Annotated in this window: 17 protein-coding genes; 6 read left to right on the plus strand and 11 right to left on the minus strand. The window is 60.9% G+C overall.

Annotated features, from left to right (window positions below; genetic code table 11):
• Positions 1 to 2: 2 nt before the first annotated feature.
• From PFEN_RS15875 to PFEN_RS15885, 3 genes are read right to left on the minus strand one after another with little or no spacing between them, the layout of a single operon-like run.
• Positions 3 to 6638, minus strand: a complete 6636-nt coding sequence (locus PFEN_RS15875) for a hemagglutinin repeat-containing protein (protein WP_191487759.1) — start codon at positions 6636 to 6638, stop codon at positions 3 to 5.
• 59 nt (positions 6639 to 6697) lie between these two features.
• Positions 6698 to 7216, minus strand: coding sequence for a toxin-activating lysine-acyltransferase (locus tag PFEN_RS15880; protein WP_191487760.1), 519 nt, complete (start codon positions 7214 to 7216; stop codon positions 6698 to 6700).
• An 11-nt stretch (positions 7217 to 7227) separates the two neighbouring features.
• A complete protein-coding gene (locus PFEN_RS15885) occupies positions 7228 to 8988 on the minus strand; it encodes a ShlB/FhaC/HecB family hemolysin secretion/activation protein (protein WP_224770978.1) in 1761 nt (586 codons plus the stop codon).
• A gap of 246 nt (positions 8989 to 9234) precedes the next feature.
• On the opposite strand from PFEN_RS15885, the gene PFEN_RS15890 reads away from it, so the two are divergent.
• Positions 9235 to 10140, plus strand: a complete 906-nt coding sequence (locus PFEN_RS15890) for a helix-turn-helix transcriptional regulator (RefSeq protein ID WP_191487761.1) — start codon at positions 9235 to 9237, stop codon at positions 10138 to 10140.
• A gap of 72 nt (positions 10141 to 10212) precedes the next feature.
• Here PFEN_RS15890 and PFEN_RS15895 read toward each other — a convergent pair whose 3' ends face one another.
• From PFEN_RS15895 to PFEN_RS15910, 4 genes are read right to left on the minus strand one after another with little or no spacing between them, the layout of a single operon-like run.
• A complete protein-coding gene (locus PFEN_RS15895) occupies positions 10213 to 11001 on the minus strand; it encodes a nucleotidyltransferase domain-containing protein (protein WP_191487762.1) in 789 nt (262 codons plus the stop codon).
• Positions 11002 to 11013: 12 nt separating this feature from the next.
• Entirely contained in the window at positions 11014 to 11655 is a 642-nt protein-coding gene (locus tag PFEN_RS15900; RefSeq protein ID WP_191487763.1) for a hypothetical protein, read from the minus strand.
• A 19-nt stretch (positions 11656 to 11674) separates the two neighbouring features.
• The gene (locus PFEN_RS15905; RefSeq protein WP_191487764.1) at positions 11675 to 13015 is read right to left on the minus strand and encodes a HEAT repeat domain-containing protein; all 1341 of its coding nucleotides are present in this window, start codon (positions 13013 to 13015) and stop codon (positions 11675 to 11677) included.
• A 4-nt stretch (positions 13016 to 13019) separates the two neighbouring features.
• The gene (locus PFEN_RS15910; protein ID WP_191487765.1) at positions 13020 to 14246 is read right to left on the minus strand and encodes an RtcB family protein; all 1227 of its coding nucleotides are present in this window, start codon (positions 14244 to 14246) and stop codon (positions 13020 to 13022) included.
• Positions 14247 to 14507: 261 nt separating this feature from the next.
• Between PFEN_RS15910 and rtcR the strand changes: the two genes are divergently transcribed.
• The 5 genes from rtcR to PFEN_RS15935 all read left to right on the plus strand — a co-directional run bounded on the left by rtcR (position 14508) and on the right by PFEN_RS15935 (position 20910).
• Positions 14508 to 16166 (plus strand): RNA repair transcriptional activator RtcR, encoded by a 1659-nt coding sequence (gene rtcR / locus PFEN_RS15915; RefSeq protein ID WP_191487766.1) that lies wholly within the window; start codon positions 14508 to 14510, stop codon positions 16164 to 16166.
• A gap of 123 nt (positions 16167 to 16289) precedes the next feature.
• Positions 16290 to 16730 carry a CBS domain-containing protein gene (locus tag PFEN_RS15920; RefSeq protein WP_191487767.1) on the plus strand — a complete coding sequence of 147 codons (441 nt, stop codon included), beginning with the start codon at positions 16290 to 16292 and terminating at the stop codon, positions 16728 to 16730.
• A gap of 379 nt (positions 16731 to 17109) precedes the next feature.
• Positions 17110 to 18801, plus strand: a complete 1692-nt coding sequence (arnT, locus tag PFEN_RS15925) for a lipid IV(A) 4-amino-4-deoxy-L-arabinosyltransferase (protein WP_191487768.1) — start codon at positions 17110 to 17112, stop codon at positions 18799 to 18801.
• Positions 18798 to 20339, plus strand: a complete 1542-nt coding sequence (locus tag PFEN_RS15930) for an ArnT family glycosyltransferase (RefSeq protein ID WP_191487769.1) — start codon at positions 18798 to 18800, stop codon at positions 20337 to 20339. Before arnT ends, PFEN_RS15930 begins: the two co-directional genes overlap by 4 nt.
• 46 nt (positions 20340 to 20385) lie before the next feature.
• Positions 20386 to 20910 carry a DUF2867 domain-containing protein gene (locus PFEN_RS15935; RefSeq protein ID WP_191487770.1) on the plus strand — a complete coding sequence of 175 codons (525 nt, stop codon included), beginning with the start codon at positions 20386 to 20388 and terminating at the stop codon, positions 20908 to 20910.
• A gap of 96 nt (positions 20911 to 21006) precedes the next feature.
• Here the strand turns inward: PFEN_RS15935 and ggt are convergent, their stop codons facing one another.
• The 4 genes from ggt to PFEN_RS15955 form a co-directional block, all read right to left on the minus strand.
• A complete protein-coding gene (ggt, locus tag PFEN_RS15940; RefSeq protein WP_191487771.1) occupies positions 21007 to 22734 on the minus strand; it encodes a gamma-glutamyltransferase in 1728 nt (575 codons plus the stop codon).
• Positions 22735 to 22916: 182 nt separating this feature from the next.
• Positions 22917 to 24272 (minus strand): MATE family efflux transporter, encoded by a 1356-nt coding sequence (locus PFEN_RS15945; RefSeq protein ID WP_191487772.1) that lies wholly within the window; start codon positions 24270 to 24272, stop codon positions 22917 to 22919.
• A gap of 89 nt (positions 24273 to 24361) precedes the next feature.
• Positions 24362 to 25396 (minus strand): hypothetical protein, encoded by a 1035-nt coding sequence (locus tag PFEN_RS15950; protein ID WP_191487773.1) that lies wholly within the window; start codon positions 25394 to 25396, stop codon positions 24362 to 24364.
• 286 nt (positions 25397 to 25682) lie between these two features.
• Positions 25683 to 26561 (minus strand): LysR family transcriptional regulator, encoded by an 879-nt coding sequence (locus PFEN_RS15955; protein WP_191487774.1) that lies wholly within the window; start codon positions 26559 to 26561, stop codon positions 25683 to 25685.
• Positions 26562 to 26725 lie beyond the last annotated feature (164 nt).

The following is a 26725-nucleotide window of genomic DNA, read 5'->3' on the forward strand; positions in this document are numbered from 1 at the left end:
GACTATCGTGCCTTCGCTGACCGCACTGCGGGTTTTGCTGTGATCCGATTCACTGAGTGACAGCGGAACGCTACCCCCACGGTCGACCCGGAGTAGCTGCCATAGGACAGCGACAGGCCAACCGACTGACTCTTGATATCGCTGGTGTTTTTAATGTCGCTGACAATCAACCGATTCGTATCGAGCAGGTTCTTGTCCGCGGAGGCGTCACTGGCAATCACCGCGCCTTGCAGCGTGGTCTTGTCGCCGACATGAATGTTGTAGCCTCCGGCGCCTGCGAACAGCCCGCTCTGATCCGTCACGGCCTTGTAGTTGCTGTTCATATTGCCGGCAGCCAGGCTGGCGGAAGCCGTCACGGGCGAGCCGAAGCAGAACGGCGGAATGCAGATACTCGCGCCGAAACCGGCACTGCCCTGCTCGCTCTTCTGCGTCTCGCTGTCCTGACGCGAGGTGATAGTGAGATTGCCGCCGATATCCGCCTTGATACTCTCCGCCCGGACCTGCGCGCCAGCCAGAGTGGTGTCCTGCCCACTGCGCAGCACCAGGGAACCGGTATCCAGCGTGCTGTTGACCTGGGTGACCGAACCACCGTTGCCCAGGCTCTTGGCGATGGACGCGCCCAGGTCGAGGGTGAAGCCATTCTGCTCGCCGATATTGAAACTGGCACCGATCGCGGTTTTGTCGTTATTGCTGTCGTTGGCCCAGTTCGCGGTGCTCTGCGCGCTTTCCAGGGTGATGTTGTTCTTCGCCAGCAACAGCGTATCGGCCGCTTTCATGCCACTGCCAATGATGTGAATATCGCCCGCCGTCCCCGGTGCACTGCCATCGGCGATGATCGTCAAGGTTTTACCGGCCGTGAGCGAGCTTTGCTTGGCCGTCTGGCTGTCGTACTCGCTGGTGCTGGTACTGTGGGTGCTGGCCAGCTCGGTACCGATCTTGATCAATGAACCATTGCTGTTAGCACTGCCCGTCTTGTTGCTATAGCCCGCCCGACCATCGTAGGCATCCGACGATGCCCCTCCCAGGTTGTACCCCGCCAACGCCGCCTGCGCCCACTTCACCGCCTTGAGTCGAGGGTCGTCCGCGCTGTTCGCGGCTTTTATCGCGCTGCGCATGGTGTTGTAGCTATCAACCACCGTGCCGCCCAGCACTCGCCCCACCGCCAGGCTGCGGCTCTCGTCGGTACTGCTCTGACTCGCGCTTTCCATTCCGGCGGCGATGCTCACGTCGGCACCGGTCAGGCTCATGCTCTGGGTGCTGACCAGGTCGCTGGCGATCACGCTGAGCGAGCGGTCGGCGTTGAGCGACACATTGCCGGCACTGGAACCGAGGGTGCTGCCGGTCAAGGTGGTTTCCGAGGACTGGCCGGTGTGATTCTGGCTGCTGATGGACAGGTGCTGGTTGCCGGTCATGTCATCGAGGCCCAGTTTGTTCCCCGTCAGCACGCCGGTGAAGTCGTGGTTCTTTTCCTTGTGCAGTTCGTTGCGGGTGAAGGTGTTCTGCGCCGCATCGATCCGCAGATCGCGCCCCGCGTTGAGCGTGATGTCCGCCGTGCTCACCAGCGACGATCCGCGAACCAGCCCATCCTGGCCGGCCTGGACATTGACGCTGTCGCCGGAGACCAGGCTCCCCACCGCCGTGGTCCGGGTTTCGCTGACCTTGTCGGTGACTTTGCTGGCCTTGAATCCACCCAGGCTGCGGCTGTTGCTGTCTTTGTCGTGGCGCGTCTGCGTGCTGTCGACCGCGGCAATAATCGAAACATCCTGGCCAGCCTGAAGCTGCGCCACACCTTTTTCCGCGACCACTTCACTACCCTGCACCAGCAGGTTGCGTCCGGCCTGGACCGCCAGTTGCTGCGCATCGAGGTGCGAGCCCTGGGCCGTGGTTTCATTGACCGAATCGCGGGTGGTCGTGGTCTTGCTGGAGAGGAAGCCATTGCTGCCGGTGACCTTGTGCGCCTCATCAGCACTGCGCGCGTTCTCGCCGGCGGTCAGGTTGACGTCCCGCGTCGCCTGGGCAATCACCGCACCCGCGCTGCTGCCGAGGCTGGCGGCGCGCGCGTTGAGATCGTTGCCGGCGCGAAGGCTCAGGTCACCCTGGGTTTTAACGCTGCTGCCGCTTTCGCTGCGGCTCGCTTCGGTACGCCAGTTGTCCGTGTCCCAGTGGTTGCTCTGCTCGCGGCTCTCGATCACCGTTGTCAGGTTCAGGTCACGACCGGCGGACAAGCGGCTGACGCCAGCGCTACCGCTATTGGCCACTTGCGCGCCCTGCAGGTTGATATCACGTCCGGCGCTGGCCAACAGGCTGGCCGCCGGATCGGAAACGAACAACCCGGCAACCCGCGACAGGTTGGTCTGGCTGCCCTGCGCACTCTGGGTGGTGATCGTGCTGGACTGCACATTCAGATCGCGCCCGGCGCTGACCATCAGGCTCTTGTCAGCCTTGATCTGGCCGCCGAGGTTGTTCAGGTCCTGCGTCGCCTCAAGGCTGACGGCACTGCCTTGAATGCGCCCTTCCAGGTTATTGAGCGTGTCGGCCTTGATGGCGACCACCTGACGTCCCGACAAGCTCGCGCTGTTGACCAGATTGCCCGTCACATTCAGGTTCAGTTGCTGCCCGGCCATCAACCCGCCCGCGCCGTTGATATCGCCGTCCCGTACCCGCACATACACCTGCGGCACCAGCACGCTGCGCACTTCGCCGCTGGCCAGGGTGACATCCTTGGCCACCAACCAGACGATATCACTGGTCAATTGGGCCATCTGTTGCGCGGTCAGGGCCACGCCAGGAATCAGCTTCCAGTTATTGGCGTAGGTGACGGCGTTGTCGATCAGGCCTCGGTACTGCGCTTCGTCACTGGCATAGCCGTCGACGAAACGGCGTCCGGTCAGTTGCACGACCTGCTCGCGAATCAATTTCTGCTCATAGAAACCATCGCCCATGCGTTGCTGGGTCGCCGCTGGGTTCAGGTTGAGCCTGCCGAGCATGTAATCCGAAGATAGCCATTGACCGTAATTGGTGAATCGCGGATCGGTTTCGATCAGATAGCCGGAAGTGCTGCTGGGCAGCGAATGAAACAGCGCGTTATCCGGCAAGGCACTGTTCACCCCGCCCGTGAGAATACGCTCCGCCACGCCACCGACATTGTTGGTGGAATTGGCCAATACCGCGCTGATCGGCGTGAGGCTGGGCTCATGGATAGCACGGCTGGCCACCTCGGCAGCGCCCACCTTTCCAAGGCTCAGACTCGCGAGCTGGGTGCCACTACCTTGAGGGGCGGTGTTCTGCTCATAAACCGTCGGTTGCAAGGAAATCGCCTGCACGCTGGCCGCCGGGTTGTAGGCGGCGGAATTGATCCCCTGACTGTCGCGCCCCTTCTCCTGGATGCGATAGAAGTTCGTGAGCGTGCCGTTCTCCGTGGTGACCTGCTGGCCGGCGACTTCGGTGTTGGTCAGGCTGTTGGCGTTGGCTTGCAATACGCCGCCGGCAATGATCCGGCTCTTGTCGTTGAGGATCTGGTCGGCGTTGATGCGCAGATTGCCGCCAGCAAGTATTTGCCCGGGGTCGGAACTGGCAATCTGGGTTTGGGTCACGACGCGGGTCAGGTCGTAGCGATTCCATTCGTCATTGCTGCCTTCCGGGGTTACCAGAATGTCGACTTCGTTGTTATAGATCGAAATCTGATTGGGATCGTAACGATTGACCGAACCCGACAGTTGATACTGTTGCAGTGCCTGGCGCGAAACCTCGACCACGCGGGTCGAGAAGTGTTCGTTGGTGTTGCGCACCGAGGCCGCGTTCAAGGTCAGGCCGCCGAGGGCCTCGACGGTCGCACTCGCGTTGTTGAGTTCAAGCGCCTGGCCGGTGGCCTTGTAGGCGCTGTCCAGCGCGCCGCCGATGGCCATGTCACCGGCACTGAAGATCAACCCGTGTTCGCTGTTGTTCAGGTATTGCGCACCGATATCCAGGCTCACGCGAGCGGCAATCACCGCCGCCGTGCCGTTTTCGACGGTATTGGTCAGCGTGCCCGCCGCCAGCGCCAGCTCGTCGCCGTAGATGCGCCCGGTACCCAGGTTGCTCAAGGTCGGCGCGCTCAAGCGGGTGTACTGGCCATTGATCAAGCCGCGGTTGACCAGCGATTCGCTGGCACTCAGTTGCACCTGCAAGGCACTGATCTCACCGGCGGCGGCGTTATCGATTTTCCGCGCCGACAGCGTCAACAGGTTGCCCGCCTGCAAGCCGGCCTGATTGCTCAGCAGCCCAGTGGTTGCCACGCTCAGGTTACCGTTGGCCTGCAGCAGGCCGGTATTGAAGTAGTCGCCGTTGAGCGTGAAAGACAGATCGCCCAGGCTCAAGGCCCGGCCGTTGCCGGCATAGCGGGCGCTGTTGAGGGTCAACGAGCGCCCGGCGACCAGCGTGCCACCCTGGTTGCTGACGGTTTGGGTCTTAGCCGCCAGGTTGCGGTCGGTCAGCAAAAACTGCGTGCCGGCCGAGATCTTCCCGGACTGATTGTCCACCGTGCCACTGCCGGTCACGGTCAAGGCCTGATCGGCAATGATCGAGCCAACCTGGTTGCCCAACTGATCGGCGCTGAGGCTGATGGTCCGCCCTTCAATACCTTGGTCCGAGCCTTGAGTGCCGGCGTTGTCAATCTGCGCCGCCGTCATCAACAGATCGGCGCCGGTGCGAATCAGGCCGGCGCTGTTATCGAGCTTGCCGTCGATATCGAACCTGAGGTTGCCCAGTGCTTCGATGCGACCGCCATGATTGTCGAGGCTGGTAGCAACGAGGGTCGCAGTGGTACCGCTCTGCAATTGCCCATGATTGCCATTGCCGATGGCTCCGGTATGGATGTCCAGGGCTTGCCCGGCACCGATGAAGCCCGCGGTGTTGAGCAACTGGTCCGAAGTCAGCGTGATCGATTGCAGCGCCTCGAGGTGACCGTCACTGTTGTCCAGCAGGCCGTCCGTGGTGGTCAGCGTCAGGCTCGACTTTACCGAAGCGAGGCTGCCTTGGTGGTTGCTCAGCGAGGCGGCGGTGACCTGCAAGGCGCCCTGGCTGGCGATCACGCCCTGGCTGTTATCCAGCGCCCCCTGCAATTCAATGCTCGCGACGGCAGGACCGCTCTGCAGCACTTCGCCTTTCACATTGGACATCGCACGGGCCTTGAGCCGTACCTGGGCCGCACTGACTTTGGCGCCATCGCTGCGCAGTACCTGCGCGGCGCTGACGCTCAGCGTGTCCTTCGCGGCCACGCGGGCGCGGCTGACGTCGACGTCGCCCTGGTTGCTGGTGAGTGTCAGTTGGGTGGCGGAAGTCTGGCTGTCACTCAGGTCGACGGTCGCGGCTTGGGCCTGCAGGCTTTCGGCGGCGATATTCTGTCCCTTGGCGCTCAGCTGGCCGGAAACATTCAGGCTCAGCGAACCGGTCGGCCCCAGCTTGCCGCTGCTGTCGACCCCGGCGGCCAGGGTCGAGCCGCTGGTGCTGCGCAGGCTCCCGGCCGTCAGCCGGGTATTGCCCTGGGCCGCCACGATACCGCTGTTGTCGATATCGGCCGCCGTGTTGAGGGTCAGGTCGCCCTTGGCGTACAGCGTGCCACTGTTCTGGACTCCGGTGCCTGTCTCGACCTGCGTCAAACCGGCGCTGCTGATCTGTCCGCTGTTCTCCAGGCGCCCGTCGGCACGGATCACCACATCACCGGCACTGGCGCCGATCTGTCCGGCGTTGCGCACCCCGACACCGGCGCCATTGCCCACCAGGACGATCTTGCCGGCATACATGCCGCCCAGTTGCGCGACATCGATGCCGACCACCGGCGCGGTCGCAGTGCCGCTATCGGCCGTGGTCTTGCCGGCCTGGACGCTCAAGTCCTTGGCCCAGATGCCCGCATTGACCTCGACGGTGCGCGCGATGACTTCGGTGTAATCGCTGTCGCGGGTATCCATCCCGGCACCGTTGATGCTTATCTTGCCGCCATCGACTTGATAGCCGCGCAGTTCGCCGTTCTCGAATTGCGCCTTGCCGGTGGTGAGGGTCGCGCGATTGGCGTTGATGAAACCACAGCCGTCACAGCTGATCCCGGACGGGTTGGCGATCACCACCTGCGCCCGGGAACCGGCGACTTCGACATAGCCGTTGAGCTGACTCGGATTGCTCGAATTGACCTCGTTGAGGATCACCCGCGCCGTGCCACGGCCCAACGCCGGGTTGCCGTCCACCCAGCCGCCCAGTTGGGTCTGGCTGTTGGTCGCCGAGTTGTTGAGGATCACGCCACGCCGATCGACGTCGAACTGTTGATAGGTGTTGCGCGACACACCGCCCGCGCTGGGTGCGGTGATGTTGACCTGGGGCACCCCGTTCCCGGTGATCCCGATGCCCGGCTGCTGCGCGGCAGGCGCGCCAGGATCGGCGACCACGGCCGCCTGCGCCGAGGCGGCGCCCAGCGTGATCAGGCCAAGCCCCGCCATCAAGGCAAAACGCAGGGGGGTCAGGCGTACCACGCAGCCGACGCCAGACACCGCGCCTGTCACTCCGCCGCCCGTTGCTTTCGAGCCGCTGCTCACATTTTCGGCCACCACCATCAACAGGCCGCGAGCCTTGTTGAAAATGATCCGATACAGATGCTTGTTAATGTTCAATTCCTTTTGAGCCGCGCCAATTCGCAGAGGCGCCCGAGATCAAGATAAGGTGTTGCGAACTACGAGACCTGAAGCAACGGGTGGGCGGCGAACCAGGCCCGCGCCTCGGCGGGCATGATTCCGATACCCTGCCACGTCTTGATACTCAAGCCGCGCTCATTGCCCCGATGCCCCAAGTGACGGCCAAGACGCTGCGTCCAGAGCCGGTCATGGAGCAATTTCGACAGTTGTCGGGTATGCCCGAAAGGCGCCACCCAGTCACTGATCCAGAGACGCTCGCCACTGTTCCAGTCAGCCTCGGGCATGCACACCGGCGGGTTGTGCAGATAGCGCTGTTCGGCCTCGGCACTGAGGCTCATCCACGCCATGTAGAACACTGGCGTGCCTTGCTCGCTGGCGAGCATGAACTGACACCGTTTGATCGCCGGCAGCAGCAGCGCCGACAAGGTATGCAACGGTGCCTCGCGATGGGCCGCCGACTGCATCCACAGCCAGACGGCGGAACCGAGCACGCTCGCTTCGCTCCAGGGCTCGTCGAACTGCTCGGGTGCAAGGATTTCAAGACTACCGAACTGCATGCCTGCCTCCGTCAAAATGACCAACTGAGATTGAAGCCAGCGGTGACATCGGCTGTCTCGAAATGGCTGGGTTTCATCAGTGGTTGGCCGACGAACAGGTCGTAGGACATCTGCTTGTAGCCACCGCGCATACCGATTACCGCACCGGCCAAGCGGTTCCCGGACAGGTACTGGCTGGAGTGTCCGCCGACCTCGCCATAGTCGACGCCGAGATAAAGTTCCTGGCTGTTCTGAAAGACGAACCAGCCCAGGTCATTACGCAAGGTCCAGCCTCGCTCGGCGGACAGGATCTGCTCGCCATCGAAGCCACGGACGCTGTAGCGCCCACCGATGGAGAAACGATCCTGCGTCACCAACGACGAACGATTCCACTGGCCGCGCCAGGCGCCGATATAGCGAAATTGCTGAGTTCCCAGACGAAACGGGGTTTGCAGTTGAGCGCTGGCGTAGATGATCTTCGGCCGCGACGTCCCCTCGCCAAGGTCTTCTTCCGGTGCGCGCAAGGCATGGTCTGCTCCGGTACCACGTCGATAGCTCAGGCCCAGATCCAGGGTATTGCTGCCCATGAATTCGCGGTGATCAAGCCCCAACTGCCACCCCGCCATGCGCCGGCGCTGCACTTCAATTTCGGTGTCGTCGATGGCGTTGCTGGAGGTGCGCGTCCAGCCACTGGCCCAGGCCGTTGTCTTGCGCACGGCGTCACGGTAGATCAGTCGAGAAAGTTTCAGCTCGTTGTTGCGGCTGCGGCCCTGATAGTCGTAGCTCTGATTGTTCCCGGCCACGGTCTGGTGATAGCTGTACTCGCTGGACGTCAGCCCCAACTGCCAGTAGTCGTAGGGGATCGAGTAGTACAGGGTGTGCCCTTCGGAACCGCGATCACCACTTCTGCCACCGCCCAGGTTGTGGCTGAAACTGGCATAGAACAGGTCATTGAGACTCAGCGGATTATCCAGCGACAGCGCGACATTGCCTTGATATTGACCGGTGTCCCTGCTGCCCGAGTCGTCCATCGACAGGCTCAGGCGAGCCACGGACGCTTGCTTCCAGAGGATCACCACATCGCTTTCGCCTGGCTTGGCATCGGCATCGGTTGCCGGAGTAATCTGCACGTCAGCCTCGGCGGTGGGCACCCGTTTGAAGTTCTCCAGGGCTTGTTCGATGTCCCGCAGGTTCAACAGATCACCGGGTTGGGCGGGCACGGCGTTCCACAACGTCGCCCGCGATGAAGTGCCGTCGGCAAACCGAATGTGTTTGATGCGTCCTGGAATCAGCACCAGGGAGAGCGTTCCCTGGCTCAGGTCCTGAGGGACGGCCAGTACCCGCGTGGTGATGAAGCCGCGCGCGATGATCAGGTTCTGTATGCGTTTCATCGTCAGGTTGATGCCCGCCGCGCCCAGGCAACGGCCCTGTGCGGGATCGGACGCCGGGTTGGCGCCACGCAGGGCCCACTGGAAGGCCGCCGCGCCCTCGCCTTCGAGCACGATATGGCGAATGGTGAAGCAGGGGGTTTCATTGACCGGCAACCGGCCCTGGCCATCATCCGCGGCCGCCTTGAGGCGTACGTCAGGGGAGGATTCGCGCTGTTCACGCTCGACCCGTTCGCGCTCCTGCTGGCGCAACAACGGCTGTTCCGGCGCCCTCGGCTCCGCCGCCATGGCCGCGAGGCTGGCAAACAGACTGACGATTGCGAGGGGGTACAACGAACGTTGCACGACGAACCGGCCACGCACGCAAGCGCGCAGCCGGACACACGAATAAGGCTTGAACAACACGACACATCCCTGATGTATGAAACTTCCCGCAACGTGCCGTGAATCAGCGCATTGTCGAACAATTGTAATGAGGAGCGGACAAGAGCGAAACAATTAGATACATCGACTCAGAAAAGTTCCACCCCCCGAGAAACAAAAAAGGCGACGACAAACCAACACGAGCCAGAATCCATGCAACGCGTCGCAATGGCCTCCCTCGCCCCTTAGAATGGTGGCATCCCGGTTCAGTCGTTAAGGACAGTGTCGATGTCGAGTTCCTCCCGTGTGCGCACCTACGGCATGCAGCAACGCAGCGACCGCCCGGATTTCTATATCCGTGACAAACAGGCCCGCCCGGCCATTGTCACCGCACACCGACATGACTACTTCCAGATCCAGATCAACCTGGGTGGCGACACCGTGCAGCACATCGGCGGCGCCATCCGGCCTTATCCGCATCAGGCCCTGGCTTTTATCCTGCCCCATCGCCTGCACCTGATCCCGCACCCGGAAGACGGCAACTTTGTCCTGATCAATTTTTCCCAGGCGTTTTTCCTGCCGCACCTGCACTGCGACCCGCTGGACCTGGAAGACCTCTCCATCCATGACCTGCCGGAACTGTCACCGTTCCAGCATCAGGAGCACCTGGATTTCATCCTCGCCGACCAGGACTTCGCCGAAGTCCTGGTCCTGCTGGAAAAAATGCGCGAGCTGGACCAGAGCCGCGACCTGGGCACCCGGCAGGCGCTCAAGGGCTGCCTGCTGCAACTGACCGGCAAGGTCTGCAGCCTGTACGCGAGCGAGTTGCAGGCCTTGTCGGCGAACAAGGCCGCACGTCGCGGTCGGCGGGATGCGCTGGCACGGGTCTCGGATTATCTGCGCGAACATATCGCCAACCCGGCGCTGAACCTCAAGGACACCGCCGAGGCGGCCTTTCTGTCAGCCAACTACCTGACGCACTTGCTGCGCAAGGAAACCGGCAGCAGCTTCTCGGAGCTGGTGCTGGAACGCCGCATGCGCCTGGCGCGCACGCATCTGCTCAATAGCGAAAAACCGGTGAGCCAGATTGCGCAATTGTGTGGCTTTGCCGACGAGGCCTACTTCTCGCGCCGCTTCAAGGCCACGCAGGGCCTGCCGCCGGGTCAGTTTCGACGTCAACGGCCAGAGTCCTGAATCAGGCACGCCACGCCACGCTCAACACACCGTCCACCAGCGTCATACGAGCAATCCTGAGCGGCAGAAAACTCATGCATAGCTGTAAACCATTTCCCTCAGGTAACGGTCCAGGCGCGGACTGTCTTCCCTGGTACGCGGCAATGCCGGCACTGGGCACTCCAGCTGTGTCTCGATAAATCCATGCAACGCCGGACGCCGAGGCCCGTGGGCCGATTCATCGACACTGCGCTTGAGCCTCAGCAACTCATCGACCTCCTCCAGCAGCAGCGGATCGTCGATGGTCTTGAGCAAGGCGTCGAACGTCATCGGCGGGCGCCCCAGGCCCATGTCGATCCAGCGCACCGCCAACAAGGGTCGTAGCACGTAGAAATACTTCTTAAAACGCACTGTTTCGCCTTGCAGGTAGCCGCGGAAATTCTTCCTGGCCATCGACAGGTAGTGATTACGCGCGGCCGGCGGGCTGTAGAACGCCTCCGCCAATTCGTACAACTGCCGGGTAGCCGGTTCTTCGCGGTGGTACACCAAGGGCGAGTCGAGCCATTCGAGCAAGGCTGGGTTGGACTTGCGCAACAACCCGAGGGTCTTGCGCAATTCCCAGCCACTGATATCCAGTTCGTCGTCCAGGGGACGTTCAATCACATCCCGTGCTTCACTGACCTGGATGAACCAGTCCGGCTTTTCCACGTAGACAAAACGCACGTCGTAATCACTGTCCGTCGAAGAAAAGCCCCAGGCACGACTACCCGACTCACAGGCATACAGCACCTTGACGTTACGTTCGCGTTCTATTCGCGCAAGCTCCTCCAGCACCCGGGCACGCATGGCGCTATCCAGCGGGTGACGTTCTGCATGTTCCATTTTTATTTCCTTTCAATCCGTTGCACTGGCAACCAGCGCACTCAGTGTGCGACGCCGAGGGTTCCAGACGGTCAGGCACCAGACACCCCACCACTCCAGTCCATCGTCGAAGTAGTTACTCCACGGAATCGTGTTAGGAAGCCCCTCAACCCTGTCACTATCTGCCTGGAAACGATCGACCCAGTTCAACACCACAATATCGTCCTGCTCATCAAGTCCGAGCTGCTCCAGCCACTCCTTGAAGAGCACCACGACCGACTCGCCAGTAATGTTGATGCTATAGGGGGGATCGCAAAAAGCATCAAACAACGTTGAATGACTCAACCGAGGAGACAGAGTGATGCTCAGATCAAACACCTTCGCCCGATCCAAAGGCGTGGCCACCGCCTGATCCAGCTTCCAGGTCAGGGGTGGTATCCGGTCGATACAGTCCGGTCGCAGTCGAATCAGTGACTGGCGCCACTCATGCTGGCTGACCATGATCTGTTCATACATTGCCATCAGGGCCTGTCGATGCAACGCCTCATTCACCGAAATCTCAGGCTCGACGACCAGCACCACAAACTCGAAGACGCAACCTGCGCGGCTCATTCGCTCGCGCAATGAAGCAATTTCTTGCGATTCAATGATCCTCAATTTCTGCAGGTTCGACATAACGTTATTTCCCTATTTCTCACTTCAGCAGACTGACACTCCCCCTGGGTAACGCCCCTGCCTCTTCCAATTCCTGCAATCGCTGCTGCAAATCCTGGCGCTGCATCTTGGGCGTACTCGAATCCAGCAGAGTGCTCCTCGTGCTGCAACAACGAGCCAGTTGATAAAGCCAGTAAGTCGACTCATCACGCCCCTGCTCATGACGAAGCAACAAGTACTCCAATTGCCTCCACCCCGGCTTGAGCGTCAACAGCAGCCAACGACGTGCTTCAGGCAGTTGATACCAGTGTGTGTTCAAGAGACGCTCCAGCGATGCCTCGAAACGAGACCAAGGCTGCTGGCGCAATAAAGCAATCGCCGCGCTGAAAACCTTGTCCGACGAATCGCCCAGCGCCTCAATCTGCTGCGTCACTCCGCGCTCACCTAGTGCTTGCAACGCCTGTAACCGCACGCTGGCCGAAGAAGACATCAATGCCCGAGCCAGCATCGGGTCGGCCAGAGACTCATTCAGTTCCTTGGCCAAACCGATCAACCCTAACCATTCGCGTTTACTGTCGGGAACAGGGCCAACCAATCGACTTAATAGCTCTTGCCTGCAATCCAATTGCCAACGCGACGCAGCCCAACGGACCAAGCAACGCATGGCAGCAGACGCGTCAAACATGGCCGCCCGCAAATACGCTCGCGGGTCCTCGACCCGCGTCAACAGCACCCGCAGCGCCTTGACCCTAACGCTGGCACCCGAGGACTGCATCGCTCGTTCCAGCAATGGCAGCGCTTGTATCGCAGGCAATCCAATACAGGCATCCACCGCCAACTGCCGCACTGTCAGATCCCGATGAACTACTGAGCTTTCCAACAACGCCATGCGCCCTACCGATTCTTCGATCAATACACCGAAGAGAAATCGCGAAGCTTTTCCCGTTGAACCAAAAAAGGCTTCTTCCACTTGTCGGCGTATAGACCCCGTCCGCAACAAAGCACGAGCCCTGGCAAAGGTGACCCCATGATCTGTGCGCTGCTTGTTGGTCAGTGCCAGCAGCCCTCCCAAACCTCGAAGCAGCAAGTCAGCCCGCTCAGGCACCAGATACTTTTCGAGCCCCTGCGCCGCCTGTTCCCGTACTTGTGGCACCCAATCATTCAGACGTTCGAACAGCACCCCCAGCGCCTCGGCACTCACATGATCAGACAATCCACGCAACGCGGCTTCGCGAACAAAACCGTTGTAGGATCGACTCAATATCACCCAGGCACTGCAAGCAGTGTGATTGTCCAACACATCCCGGACGCGAGCGGCTTCGTAATCAGTCAATTGGTAGGGCCAGTGCCGCATTCCCTTCAATTCGTCTCTATCATTCATCGTGCTACCCCTTTACACACACCATCTGCCGCAAGGTATGCAGCACATCCACCAACTCGCGCTGGGCATGCATGACTTGGTCGATGTCCTTGTACGCCATCGGAATTTCGTCGATCACCGCCGCATCCTTGCGGCACTCCACATGGGCCGTTGCGCGGACCTGATCCTCGACAGTAAACAGTTGCTTGGCCCGGGTGCGGCTCATGGCCCGACCAGCGCCATGGCTGCAGGAGCAAAACGACTCCTCGTTACCCAGCCCACGCACAATGAAGCTCTTGGCGCCCATGGAACCGGGAATGATGCCCAACTCGCCCTTCTTCGCCGACACCGCGCCCTTGCGCGTCACCAGGATGTCTTCACCGAAGTGCCTCTCCTTCTGTACATAGTTGTGATGGCAGTTCACCGCCTCCAGCGCTACGTCAAAGGGCTTGCTGATCACCTGGCGTGTCGCCGCGATCACTGCCTGCATCATCAGCGCACGGTTCTGCCGGGCGAAATCCTGGGCCCAGCCGACCGCTTCGACGTAATCGTCAAAATGCTGGCTGCCCTCTTCGAAGTAGGCCAGGTCCCGATCCGGCAAGTCGGCAATGTGCTCGCGCATATCGGCCCGGGCCAGTTCGATAAACAGGTTGCCAATGGCGTTGCCGACGCCGCGCGAACCGCTGTGCAGCATGAACCAGACGCGGTTCGCCTCATCCAGGCAGACTTCGATGAAGTGGTTGCCTGAACCCAGGGTCCCCAGGTGGTTGCGGTTGTTGGTCTTCGCTAGCTTGGGGTACTTGTCGGTGATCGCCTTGAAACGCGACTCCAGCGCCGACCACGCCACATCGGCCGAGGTCGGAATATGATCCCAGGCGCCCTTGTCCCGCCCACCGCGAGTGCCGCTACGACCATGGGGCACCGCCCGTTCGATGGCTGTACGCAAACCGTGCAGGTTGTCCGGCAGGTCACTGGCGATCAGCGATGTGCAAGCGGCAATCATGCCGCAACCGATATCCACGCCGACCGCTGCCGGAATGATTGCTCCCATCGTGGGGATCACACTGCCGATGGTCGACCCCTTGCCCAGGTGCACATCCGGCATCACCGCCATGTGCTTGAAGATGAACGGCATCTTCGCCGTGTTCATCAACTGCTGACGCGCCTCGGGCTCGACCGGAACACCCTGGGTCCAGAGTTTGATCGGCTTGCTGTTGGCAACCTCGAGCATGGTGTAGGTCTGTTCTTGCATATTTCATTTCCTGATGGCCGGTACGACGGCCTTATCCTGATTGAGCAGCACGCTACCGGGACGCTTTCGCTCTACCGTCTTGCCTGCTGACAACGGTAGTGCAGCCAAGATGCCAAGTTTTAAGAAGACAATGAAAATATTTATAACTTATTGTTTTAAAACAACTTTAAATTTAATAGAGGCTATCTGGTCATTTCAGCAGTGACGGCGGCACTTCCTTTTTCTATCCTTTAATATCTGACTTTATCCTAGAGCATAAAGATGCTAGCAAAGCGTTGTGTCACCCTCGGCTTTATCGGTTCCACCCTCGATCGCGTCGGCAAGGGCGCCAACCGCTGGAGTCACTGGCGGCCAAGCGTGGGTTTATGCCAACAGCCTGATTTGCTGGTGCACCGCTTCGAACTGATCCACGGCACCGACGCCCGGGATGTAAGCCTGGCCGAACGGGTACGCAACGACATTCAGCAGGTATCGCCGGAGACCGAAGTGCGCCTGCACCCCATGACCCTACGCAACCCCTGGGATTTTGAGGAGGTGTACGCCACGCTGCATGACTTCACCACCGAATACTCCTTCGACACCGAGCATGAGGAATACCTCGTGCATATCACCACCGGCACCCATGTGGCGCAGATCTGCTGGTTCCTCCTCACCGAGGCGCGCTACCTGCCAGCTCGGCTGATCCAGACCTCACCCGCCCGGCACCTGAATGAAGAAGCCCGGGTCATCGGCACCCACGCGCTGATCGACCTCGATCTGTCCCGTTATGACCGAATCGCCACCCGCTTTACCCACAAGCGCCTTGAGGGACTGGCATTCCTCAAGTCCGGGATCGCCACCCGCAATGCCGCCTTCAACCGTACCATCGAGCAGATCGAACGCGTAGCCGTACGTTCACGCGCACCAATGCTGCTGATCGGCCCGACCGGCGCGGGCAAGTCTTTTCTCGCCCGACGTATTTATGAACTCAAGCGCAGCCGGCATCAGATCCAGGGACGGTTTGTCGAGGTCAATTGCGCCACCTTGCGCGGCGACGGTGCCATGTCTGCGCTGTTCGGCCATATCAAAGGCGCGTTCACTGGCGCGCAAAACAATCGCGAGGGCCTGTTGCGAGCGGCTGACACTGGCCTGCTGTTCCTGGATGAGCTCGGTGAGCTGGGCCTGGACGAGCAGGTAATGCTGCTCAAGGCCGTCGAGGAGAAACGCTTCTTCCCTCTAGGCTCGGATAAAGAAGTCGACAGCGACTTCCTGATCATTGCCGGCACCCATCGCGACCTGCGTAGCCGTGTTGCCGAAGGCCTGTTTCGTGAAGACTTGTACGCCCGAATCAACCTGTGGACCTTCGACCTGCCGGGACTCGCGGGTAGACGAGAAGACATCGAGCCGAACCTGGATTTCGAACTGGAACGTCACGCTCGGGAGCAGGGTCATCTGGCGCGCTTCAACGCCGAAGCCCGGCGCCGCTACCTGACATTCGCCTGTTCCAGTGAAGCGAGCTGGCTCGGCAACTTCCGTGAGTTGTCGGCCTCGATCACGAGAATGGCCACCCTGGCAGACAGCGGGCGTATCGATGAAGCCCAAGTCGAGGACGAGATAGAACGCCTGCGTCGCGCCTGGGGCCTGGCGGAACCGCAGGACGCCCTGGATCAGCTACTCGGAGAAAATACCCGGGAATTCGACCTGTTCGATCGCTTGCAACTGAAAGCCGTGATCGAAATCTGCCGCCGGGCCAGCAGCCTGTCGGATGCCGGACGCCAACTGTTCAACGCCTCTCGCCAGACCAAGACCAATCCGAACGACGCCGACCGCCTGCGCAAATACCTGGCGCGATTTGGCCTGTACTGGAAGCAACTGAACAACGGGAACGAAGTTTTTAACTCAGAGAACAGTGAGCATCTGCGCAAAAAAACGGTGCAGTGACGTTTTTTCAGCGTCCAAACGCCGCTTTCCGTATTACCCTCGCGGTATCCGTCTACGATTCTGTAAGAACGGTCACAATGGAATCTGACCGCCCCCAACAAGAACAGCAAGAGAGAACCGTCCATGAAAACCGTCGCAGAGCTGTTGAAACTCAAGGGTAGCCAGCATCAGGGGGTCCATACGATCGCCCACAACCATACGGTGTTCGAAGCACTGATTTTGATGGCTTCGAAAAATGTCGGCGCCCTTCCGGTACTCGAAGACGGCCAGGTAGTGGGCATCATCAGCGAACGCGATTACGCCCGCAAAGTAATCCTCCACGGGCTCAGTTCGGTCACCACCAAGGTCCACGAGATCATGAATGCCCCGGTGATCACCGTGGACTCGCACCAGACGGTGGAGTCCTGCATGAGCATCATGACCGACAAGCATCTGCGCCATCTTCCAGTGGTTGAAGGCGGACAACTGATCGGCCTGCTGTCCATCGGCGACCTGGTGAAGGAAGCCATTGCCGAACAGGCCGACCTGATCCGACAACTGGAACAGTACATTCGCGGCGAATAGGTTCAACCACAAACCATCGTAGGAGCGAGCTTGCTCGCGATAGACTTGAGAGCAGCATGGCGTTTCAGCTACCCACGCCATGCTTGAGTTCATCGCGAGCCCCCCAAGCAACGACCCCCTCCACGGGCGCCCAACAAAGTATTACAAAATGTTTATGAAACCCCACTAGTACGGGGCTCCTGGCGCTCTTTCCAATTTTTTCACAACCCTTTCACCTCGCTCCCACCTGTGCGTCTCTACATTCCCCTGCGTCCTCGCCCGGTCTTGTCTATCCTTTACAGTTTTTAAACATCAACACCCTGGATTGGGCCCTCAAGTACATGCATTGTGCGTGATCCGCTTAAACCCCAGCCGCGGCGCTCACCGCTAAGGTCGACTCATGAACCCTCACGTATTCCCTCTCTCCGCCGCAACGCTCAGGCGCTGGTCCGTACCGCTCCTGATACTGGCCTTCGCGGTGTTCTACCTGCTGCCCATGACGGGCCACGGTTTGTGGATTCCCGACGAACCCCGCTACGCCCAGATCGGTCAGGAGATGTTGTTGAGCGGCAACTGGACCTCTCCACATTTCATGGGCTTGCGCTACTTCGAAAAGCCCATCGCCGGCTACTGGATGATTGCCATCGGCCAGGCAATATTTGGTGACAACCTTTTCGGGGTGCGGGTGGCGTCGGCCGTGGCCACTGGCCTCAGCGTGCTATTGACGTACCTGATCGCCCGGCGCCTGTGGAACGATCCGCGCAAGAGCTTCGCCTCGGCCTTGCTGTTCATGAGTTTCGGCCTGATTGCCGGACAAGCCAGCTATGCCAACCTCGACCCGCAGTTCACCCTGTGGTCGAACCTGAGCCTCTTTGCCTTCTGGTTCGCGGTCGACAGCAGCGAGCGACGCCATCGCCTGTACGCCTGGGCCGGACTCGGCCTGGCTTGCGGCATGGGTTTCCTGACCAAGGGTTTCCTGGCCCTGCTGTTACCGGTACTGATCGCCCTGCCCTACATGGTCTGGCAGCGCCGCCTGGGTGAACTGTTGCGCTATGGCCCGCTGGCCGTGGTAGTGGCGATCATCATTGCCCTGCCCTGGGTGCTGGCGGTCAATGCCCAGGAGCCCGACTACTGGAATTTCTTCTTCTGGCACGAACACATCCAGCGCTTTGCCGGGGACAACGCCCAGCACGCCCGGCCCTGGTGGTTCTACCTGCCGCTGCTGGTGGTGTCCTGCCTGCCATGGTCGGTGCTGCTGCTGCCGACATTCAAGCAAGCCTGGGCAGAGAAGCGCCAGCCCGGTACCGGTTTCCTGTGGTTGTGGTTCCTGTTGCCCCTGGCCTTTTTCAGCCTGAGCCGAGGCAAACTGCCGACCTACATCATGCCGTGCCTGTTGCCACTGGCCCTGATGATGGGCAATGCGCTGATCGATCGCGTGGCCCGCGCCGAAGGCCGGCTGTTGCGGATCAATGGCTGGCTCAACCTGATCCTCGGCGTGGTAGCCCTGGCCGCCTTGATCTACCTGCAAACCAGCCGTTCGATCTACGCCAACAGCCACGCGGAAGTCTTCAATCTCTCGCTGGTGTTCATCATGCTGATGGGCTGGATCATCGCCAACGCCCTGCAAGCGCTACGCCCGCTGACCCTCTGGGCCATGCCGGCGCTGGGGATCGGCTTGCTGGTGGCGCTGCTGCCGGCGGGCATGCCGGCCAATATTATCAACGACAAGATGCCGGACCAATTTATTGCAGAACATGTCGAAGAATTGCGCCAGACCAACCGCCTATTGAGCAACGAACTGGGGGCGGCCTCCGCCCTGGCCTGGCGTCTGCAACGTCCGCGAGTGGATTTGTTCAACACAGCGGGTGAATTGAAGTACGGTCTCGACTATCCTGACGCCGCCGAGCGGAAGGTCACCTCCGCCAGCATCGAACAATGGATGACTGAAGCCCGTAAACAAGGCTCGGTCGGTGTAGTCATGCGCGTCAAGAGCGTGGACGAAATACGTGAAGTCGAGCAGCTCCCACTGGACGGCAAGCGTTATCAAAAGGGTAATACCATCATCATGATCTTCCCGCAGACCCAACCATGAATCAGAGTTTCTGGAAAACAGACAAGGGCGCGCTGACGCTCCTGCTTATCGTATCGGCCATCCTTCTGCTGGTGGGCCTTGGCCAACGAGAGTTGTGGGGCGCGGAAACCCGCTGGGCCAACATTGCCCTGCAGATGCTGCAGTCGGGCAACTATTTCGACCCCTACCTCAGGGGCTCGCCCTATTACGACAAGCCACTACCGTCCTATTGGCTGATCACCGCCAGCGCTGGGCTGATGGGTGGCCTGGGCCACTGGTCGTTGCGCCTGTCGTCGGTGATTGCCGCCTGGCTGACGGTCTGGCTGGTCTATCTGATCGGCGAGCGTCTGTGGCGCAAAGGCACTGGCCTGATCGCTGGCTGGATGCTGGCCACCACCTTCTATTTCGTATTCTGGGCACGAGTGGCGACCGCTGACATCCTCACGGTGTTCGGCGTGGTCGCGGCCATCTGGTGGTACTGGCGCGGGCCGGATGACACCCGCCTGGGCCGCTACACGGTGTTTTTCCTGATCCTGGCCCTGACTTCACTGCTCAAGGGGCTGATCGGCTTCGTCCTGCCGGGACTGATCCTGCTGCCGCACGTGCTGGCCGACGGGCGCTGGAAGCGTCACCTCAACCCACGCGTGTTCGTCGCCCTGGCCATTGCCGGCGCGCTGTACGCCATCCCGTTCGTGCTGTCGCATTTCTATGGTTCGCCGACCTACAGCGAGAGCGGCCTGGCGCTGGTATTCAGGGAAAACGTGGTCCGGTTCTTCAACCCCTTCGACCATATGGGCCCGATCTACACCTACCTGATCTACCTGCCGGCCTACACCTTGCCCTGGGCACCGTTCTGGATGCTCGGCCTGTGGGTCGCCCTACGCCAATGGAAGAAGATCGAGCCCAACACCCGCTGGCTGGTCTGGGCACTGGGGCTGTTGTTCCTGTTCTTCACCCTCAGCGGTAGCCGACGCAGCTACTACGTGCTGCCTCTGGTGCCATTCGCCCAATTGCTGGCGGCCTGGTGGGTGACCCGGCGCCTCGAAGAGAAACGCGCGGCCGGCAAGGTCGCCGGTCCCGGCTGGGCGAAAGGCTTTGGGGCCGCGGCGCTGCTCCTGGTGCTGGTGATCGGCGTGCTCTACCCGTGGACCAACGGCGGCGGCGGCGTGATCAAGTTCGCCGATGACGTAAAGGCCAAGGCGACCCAGCAAATGCCCTGGAATGAATGGAAAATGGTCATGATCGAGATCGACAACAAAGTGCCGATGTACATGAACAACCAGGGCACGCCGTTCTACTACGTCAATAACTCCCAGGACTACCCACGTACCGGCGACAGCGCTGCATTCATGGCCTGGCTGGAGAAAACCAGCGGCCAACGCTGGGACCCGTCACGTACCCTGATCGTCACCAGCTACAGCAAACACGACGAAGTGCCGTTGAGCTACCTGGCGGCCGACCATGAGGTGGTGACCACCGAGCTCACCAATGGCGCGCGGATTGCCAAGAAGAAAGAAAGTGGCAGCGTGGCCTACATCCCCAAGGCCAAGGGTCTTTAGCCAAAAGCAAGGGCACCGAAAGGTGCCCTTTTTGCAAGGAAGCGCGATGAAACCCAATATACGGACATGCCCTCTTCCCGCCGACTCGGCCATCCATCAGTACCTGCCGGGGGCGAGCTTCGTCGATAGCCACTGCGTGGACGTCGACAACACCGAGCGCACTGCCCTGCGACATGCCTTGAACCTGATGTCTATGACACCAGCCTGGATCGACAGCCTGATGGGTTTGCGCAATCGTCTTGTGCGGATGTTCGGGCTCAAGGACCTTGGGCGCCTGACCCGGATCGACCTGTCCAGGGATGATGCGTCCTATGACGTAAATGATCGGGTGGGTATCTTCACCCTGATCGCCAATCGACCCGACGAGGTGGTACTCGCCGATCGGGACAAGCACCTGGACGTCTACCTGACGCTCAACCGCTCGGCCATGACGCCGGAGGGTACACGGACGATCACCCTGTCGACGGTGGTGCGTACACATAATCGCCTGGGCAAGCTCTACATGCTTCCTGTGGGGCCTTTTCACCGGGTTATCGTGCCGATCACCCTGAAGAACATCGCCCGATTCTAAACGAGTAGCCAGAGAGTTCCGGCTACCAGCAATGGCGCTGCCGAATGTGACATCGCCATCGCCGGCAAGCCGGCGCCCACAGGTTACGCGTGAGCCTCAGTATCCCAGCGACAGCCCCGTATTACGACGCGGATCGTTCGCCCCATAGAAGCGGTTGTTGCCCACCGGCTTGCCACCGAGCGACGGTGCGCCGACCAGGATTGCCGCCAGGTGATTCGCGTCCTGGGGACCGGCAAACTTGTGGCCCCAGCTTTCGAGGATCTTGCGGGTATCCGGGCTGAGCGCGAAATTCTCCAGGTTGGTGGTCTCCGGCATCCACTGCTGATGGAAACGCGGCGCGTCCACCGCTTCCTGAATGTTCATCCCGTAGTCGATCACATTGAGCATGGTCAGCAAGGTCGCGGTGATAATCCGACTGCCGCCGGGCGTACCCACCACCATGACCGCCTTGCCATCCTTGGTGACGATGGTCGGGCTCATCGATGACAGCGGCGTTTTCCCCGGCGCGATGGCATTGGCTTCGCCCTGTACCAGGCCGTACATGTTCGGTACGCCGACCTTGGAGGTGAAGTCGTCCATCTCATCGTTGAGGATGACCCCGGTCTTGCTCGCCATGACGCCGGCACCGAACCAGTCGTTGAGGGTGTAGGTCACCGACACCGCGTTGCCCCACTTATCGACGATCGAGTAATGGGTGGTGTTGTTGCCTTCATGGGGCGCCACACCGGGCTTGATGTCCTGGGAGATTCCGGCCTTCTGGGGTTCGATGGCCGCCCGCAGCTTCTCGGCGTAGCCCTTGTCCAGCAGGTGCGCCACCGGGTTCTTGACGAAATCGGGGTCTCCCAGGTAACTGTTGCGGTCGACGTAGGCGTGACGCATGGCTTCGATCTGATAGTGCAGGCCCTGGGCCGAGTGGTAGCCCAGGTCCGCCATCGGATAGCCTTCGAGGATGTTCATGATCTCGCAGATCACCACGCCGCCGGAACTCGGTGGTGGTGCCGAGACCACGTGGTAGCCACGGTAATCGCACTCTATGGGCGCCAGCTCGCGGGGCTTGTACTTGTCGAGGTCAGCCTGGGTGATGATGCCCTTGCCGGCTTGACTTGAGTCGACGATAGCCTTGCCGACCCAGCCCTTGTAGAAGCCGTCACGGCCCTTGGCGGAAATTTCCTTGAGGGTTTTGGCCAGGTCTTTCTGTACCAGCTTCTGGCCGACCCGCATCGGCTCGCCCTTGCTCAGAAAGATCGAGCCCGAATCGTGAATGTCTTTCTTGAACTCGTCGGTGGCGGTGTGCAGCAGGTCGATATCGCCCTGCTCAAGCACAAAGCCTTCATCCGCCAGCTTGATGGCGGGAGCCATGACCTGTGCGCGTTTTTTCGTGCCGTATTTTTCCAGCGCCAACTCCATACCCGAGACGGTCCCGGGTACGCCAACCGCCAGATGTCCTTTCGAACTCAGGTCAGGAACGACATTGCCATCCTTGTCCAGGTACATATTGGCCGTGGCGGCCAGCGGGGCTTTTTCGCGGAAATCGAGGAAGGTCTTGCGGCCATCGGCCAACTGTACTGTCATGAAGCCGCCGCCGCCCAGGTTACCGGCTGCCGGATAGACCACCGCCAGCGCATAACCGACGGCGACCACGGCATCGACCGCATTGCCGCCGGACTTGAGCACATCGACACCGACATGGGTAGCCAGGTGCTGCGCCGTGACCACCATGCCATTCTCGCCCGCGACCGGAGCCTGGGAAGCAGCCTGTACAGGGGAAAACACCAGGATCAGCGCCGTCGCCAGGAGCGAACGCGCAAGGGGTTCAAACATCATGAGCCGACTCTCTTGTTGTTATTTGTAGGGAACGCGGACTCCCGTCCGCGCGGCCCTTATCAAGGTAGTCGCTATCGGCGCTATTCACCTGATACCAATGCCCGACTTTTTCAGCATGCCACGCTGCACAGTGGCACGTGGCGATCACTGGATACCGTCGGACACTCAGCCCCGGGACCCGGTCAAATCAACCGTTCGATCCGCTTGTGCCGCCACACCACCCGGTAATAGCTGGCCTGCAAAGCCAGCATGCACAGGTAGGCCACCGGAAAAGCCATCCAGACACCTTCCAGGCCGAAACGCGCATCGAGCAGATAAGCCACCGGCAACTCCACCCCGACGACGCAGAAGATCGAGATGAACACCGGTACCAGCACCGTGCCGCTGGCGCGCATGATGCCGCCCACCACCGCCTGGAAACCGAATACCAGGATGCTCCAGAGCATGATATGCAACAGATGTTCGGCCTGGGCACGGGTGATCGGGTCGGTGATGAACAGGCCCAGCAACCAGTGGGACAACCCGTACCCCAGGACAATCAGGGCACCGGTCAGGCAGGCGTTGATCATCAGCCCCGTGCGCAGGATCGGTCCCATGCGCTCCAGACGCCCGGCACCAATGGCCTGAGCACCGAGGATCGAGGCGGTAATGGCAATCGACAACGCCGGGAACTGCACATAGTTGACGATCTGGGTCACCGCGCCGTACGCCGCCGTCGCCTGGGATCCGTGCTGGTTGACCAGAGACAGGATCACCAGCTCGGACAGCGACAGCACCACCATCTGCAAGCCCGTGGGCAGGCCGATTTTCAGGACTTTGCTCAAGATGTCCCAATCCAGGCGCATCGCCATCAGCAAGCGGCGGTCCGGCGCCATGACACTGGCTTTATGCCGCAGGCGCAAAGCCAGGAAAAGCATCGCCAACGCCGTGCCCACCAACCCGCCCACGGCCGCGCTCTGGATGCCCATCCGCGGCAGTCCCAGCCAGCCGCGAATCAGCGCCGGGGTCAGGAACAAGCCGCTACCCGTGGAGACCGCCAAGGCCAGCAGCGGCGACAGCGTATCGCTGATGCCACGCAGCAACTGGGTGAAGAGCACGAAGACCAGCAACAGCGGCATGATCAGCATCATTACTTGGGCATAACCGACCGCTTCGTCGAGCACATCGACGGGCGTGCCCAGGCCGATCAGCGCCGGGCGCGCAAACACACTGCCCAGCACGGCCGCGACCAGGCCGGTCAGGACGCCCAGGGCCAGCGTCGTGCCGGCCACCGCCTTGACCATGTCCGGCTCGCGGGCGCCCCAGGCCTGCCCGATCAACACCGAGGCCCCCGCCCCCAAACCGATGATCAGGGCAATGAAGAAGAATACGATCGGAAACATCCCCGACACCGACGCCAACGCCTGGGTGCCAAGCATCTGGCCGATATAAATGCTGTTGAGAGTGCCGGAAAACGACTGGAGAAAATTGGAAAGCACCATGGGTGCCAGAAAAACCAGGTAAAGCCGCCAAAGCGGACGCTGGGCATTTTTTTGCATGAAGGGATCGGATTCCAAATGATTAGGTCGCGACAGGCTCGCCGACTCTACCTTATCGAACAACCCGTGTTGATCTTTCATCACCAGGATCAAGGACGCGCAGCGGCTTTCTCCGGCGGTTCGACCAGCACCCGCTGCTCCACCACCGTCGCGAGATGCCCTTCGATCTGTGCCGCCAGGTAGTGGGTCGTGGCCATCACGCCACTGCTCGGATCCGACACCAGCTTGAGCCAGGCCTTGTCGAAGGCCTGTCCCAGGCTCTTGCGAATCCGCACCTGGCTATCCGGCTGCTCCTGCTCATGGACGATGGCGCGAACCCCCGCCACCCCGAGGGAGATCATCGCCCCGGCCACTCGCCCGACCGCCGTCGCCACCGCACCGGCTACCCCGCGACTGGTGAACTCGCCCTGGAGCTTGTCGCTGGTCTGCTGCGCGACCGAGTTGATGCCCGCACTCGATGTTCCGTCACTGGCGCCTCCGGCTGCATGAATACGAGCGTTCAAGGCAACATAGGCCGGCAGCTTGGCCAACGGCGCAGCATGCAACGCTTGATACAGAGACACACTGTGATCGGCGGGCGGGGCCAGGGAGATCGCCGGAATCTGCTTGATGTGCTGGTCGAGTTGGTCCGCCGGCACGCCATAACGCTGGGCAATCAGCGCCAACTGCTTGGCCAACTGTTCAAGGTAGAACTGCGCCGCCTGATCCATGATCGCGTCGGGATCGATTTCCAACGCCACCGGCGCCAGTACCCGTGCGCGATACTGCTCCTGCAGGTAGCTCGCCAGGCGCTTGGCCGAGGGGTCCGGCTGGCCATTGTCATTGAGCCGGTACCAGCCGACCTTGATCGACAACCACTCCTGGGTCCAGTAACCGTCAAACCAGGGAATGAATTTCTCGTCGGTCTGCTGATAGATGCGTGTGCGCCAATACTCCATGGCGCTGCGCGCCCAGCCATCGGCTTGCCCGGTGGCTTGCTCGGAAGCCTGGATCAGATCGACATCGACTTGCTGCCAGACCATCGGCGAAACCGCGGCCGGCACCGGCGCTTCATGGCCGCGCTCACGACCGGCACACCCGGCCAGCAGTACCATCAAGGCAACGACCAGCGCACTCCGGCTCACGATCGCGACTCCCAAAACCCGGCCCAGGCACGGTCGTGCCGCCGGTATCACCTGTCTTGAGTATAGGCTGCGACCCCGCCCGGCCCGAACGACATATAACCCGGCGTTTTAATCATCATTTCGATTGATCATTCAAATCGCAAAACAGAATTTTTTATTTTTCCGCGATCCGTCCACGATAGGCCCGCCCCTATCTGTCGGACGAAGCCCCATGAACCTGAATTTCGCCATTGCCTGCGCCGTTGTCGTGTCCTTCGCGATTGCCCTGCTTCACTCCTGACGCGGCTCACCCCATGGCGACAGCCTCGCCCAACCAGCTTCTGAACGCCGCCATCGCCGCGGTTTCGGGACGAGACTGCAAACGCGTCAGCCAATAGCTGCCGGTGCTGATGCCGATATCGAAAGGTTGTCGAATCGCCCGCGCCTCCAGTTGCCGGGTGAACATCATCAGCGGCACCAGCGCCACCCCTGCCCCCTGCAGAGCAGCCTCCATCATCGCCAGCGAGGAGTCGAAGACGATGCTGTCGGGGACCCGCCCCTCGACCGGCAAGCCCGCCGCCTGAAACCAACGCGACCATTCATCCGTGCGATAGGAGCGCAGCAAGGTCTGCTTCAGCACATCGGCCGGGCCTTTCAGTTGTCCTGCGATCTGCGCGGTGCAGACCATCGACAGTGGCGTTTCCAGCAGGTGCAGGGCATCCAGGCCATGCCATGCTCCGGCACCGAAGCGGATGGCAAAATCAAGGCCCTCGGCCGCTACATCGACACGGTTGTTGTGGGTCGACAGACGCAAGTCGATAAACGGATGGCGGGCGCGAAAATCCGCCAGGCGCGGCAACAGCCAGCCCACCGCGAAAGTCCCCACGGCGCCCACCGTCAGCACTTCCCGATAGTGTCCGCCCTCGAAGCGCCCCAGCGTCTGGGCGATCCGGTCGAAGGACTCGTTCAGCACCGGCAACAGGCTTTCGCCTTCGGCCGTGAGCATCAACCCACGGGCAATGCGCTTGAACAGCGTGACCTTCAACTGACGCTCGAGGCCCTTGACCTGATGGCTCACTGCCGCCTGGGTCACGCACAGCTCGATCGCCGCCCGGGTGAAGCTCAGGTGCCGCGCGGACGCCTCGAAAGCGCGCAGAGCATTCAGCGGCAAGTGCGGTCGAACCATGCTCAAACCTCTAATTTTTCTAATAGCTAATCCGAAATTTCATTGTTTGTCGATTTCCCACGCGCTGACTACATTCGGCGTCCAGGCGCTTGCAGGGACAACCGAAAACGCGTGAAAAGCTGCATAAACAGGGGTTTTATCCCTATTCACTGCAACAACCGGGT

Source organism: Pseudomonas sp. FEN (assembly GCF_904067045.1).
Taxonomy (GTDB): Bacteria; Pseudomonadota; Gammaproteobacteria; order Pseudomonadales; family Pseudomonadaceae; genus Aquipseudomonas.

Bases quoted from the DNA above. Each gene is read 5' to 3' on its own strand.
- PFEN_RS15920 (WP_191487767.1), top strand. From the start codon at position 16,290: ATGAAAACCGTCGCAGAGCTGTTGAAACTCAAGGGTAGCCAGCATCAG.
- PFEN_RS15935 (WP_191487770.1), top strand. From the start codon at position 20,386: ATGAAACCCAATATACGGACATGCCCTCTTCCCGCCGACTCGGCCATC.
- PFEN_RS15945 (WP_191487772.1), bottom strand. From the start codon at position 24,272: ATGCAAAAAAATGCCCAGCGTCCGCTTTGGCGGCTTTACCTGGTTTTT.
- PFEN_RS15910 (WP_191487765.1), bottom strand. From the start codon at position 14,246: ATGCAAGAACAGACCTACACCATGCTCGAGGTTGCCAACAGCAAGCCG.
- arnT (WP_191487768.1), top strand. From the start codon at position 17,110: ATGAACCCTCACGTATTCCCTCTCTCCGCCGCAACGCTCAGGCGCTGG.
- PFEN_RS15955 (WP_191487774.1), bottom strand. From the start codon at position 26,561: ATGGTTCGACCGCACTTGCCGCTGAATGCTCTGCGCGCTTTCGAGGCG.
- PFEN_RS15890 (WP_191487761.1), top strand. From the start codon at position 9,235: ATGTCGAGTTCCTCCCGTGTGCGCACCTACGGCATGCAGCAACGCAGC.
- PFEN_RS15905 (WP_191487764.1), bottom strand. From the start codon at position 13,015: ATGAATGATAGAGACGAATTGAAGGGAATGCGGCACTGGCCCTACCAA.
- rtcR (WP_191487766.1), top strand. From the start codon at position 14,508: ATGCTAGCAAAGCGTTGTGTCACCCTCGGCTTTATCGGTTCCACCCTC.
- PFEN_RS15900 (WP_191487763.1), bottom strand. From the start codon at position 11,655: ATGTCGAACCTGCAGAAATTGAGGATCATTGAATCGCAAGAAATTGCT.
- PFEN_RS15895 (WP_191487762.1), bottom strand. From the start codon at position 11,001: ATGGAACATGCAGAACGTCACCCGCTGGATAGCGCCATGCGTGCCCGG.
- PFEN_RS15880 (WP_191487760.1), bottom strand. From the start codon at position 7,216: ATGCAGTTCGGTAGTCTTGAAATCCTTGCACCCGAGCAGTTCGACGAG.
- PFEN_RS15930 (WP_191487769.1), top strand. From the start codon at position 18,798: ATGAATCAGAGTTTCTGGAAAACAGACAAGGGCGCGCTGACGCTCCTG.
- ggt (WP_191487771.1), bottom strand. From the start codon at position 22,734: ATGATGTTTGAACCCCTTGCGCGTTCGCTCCTGGCGACGGCGCTGATC.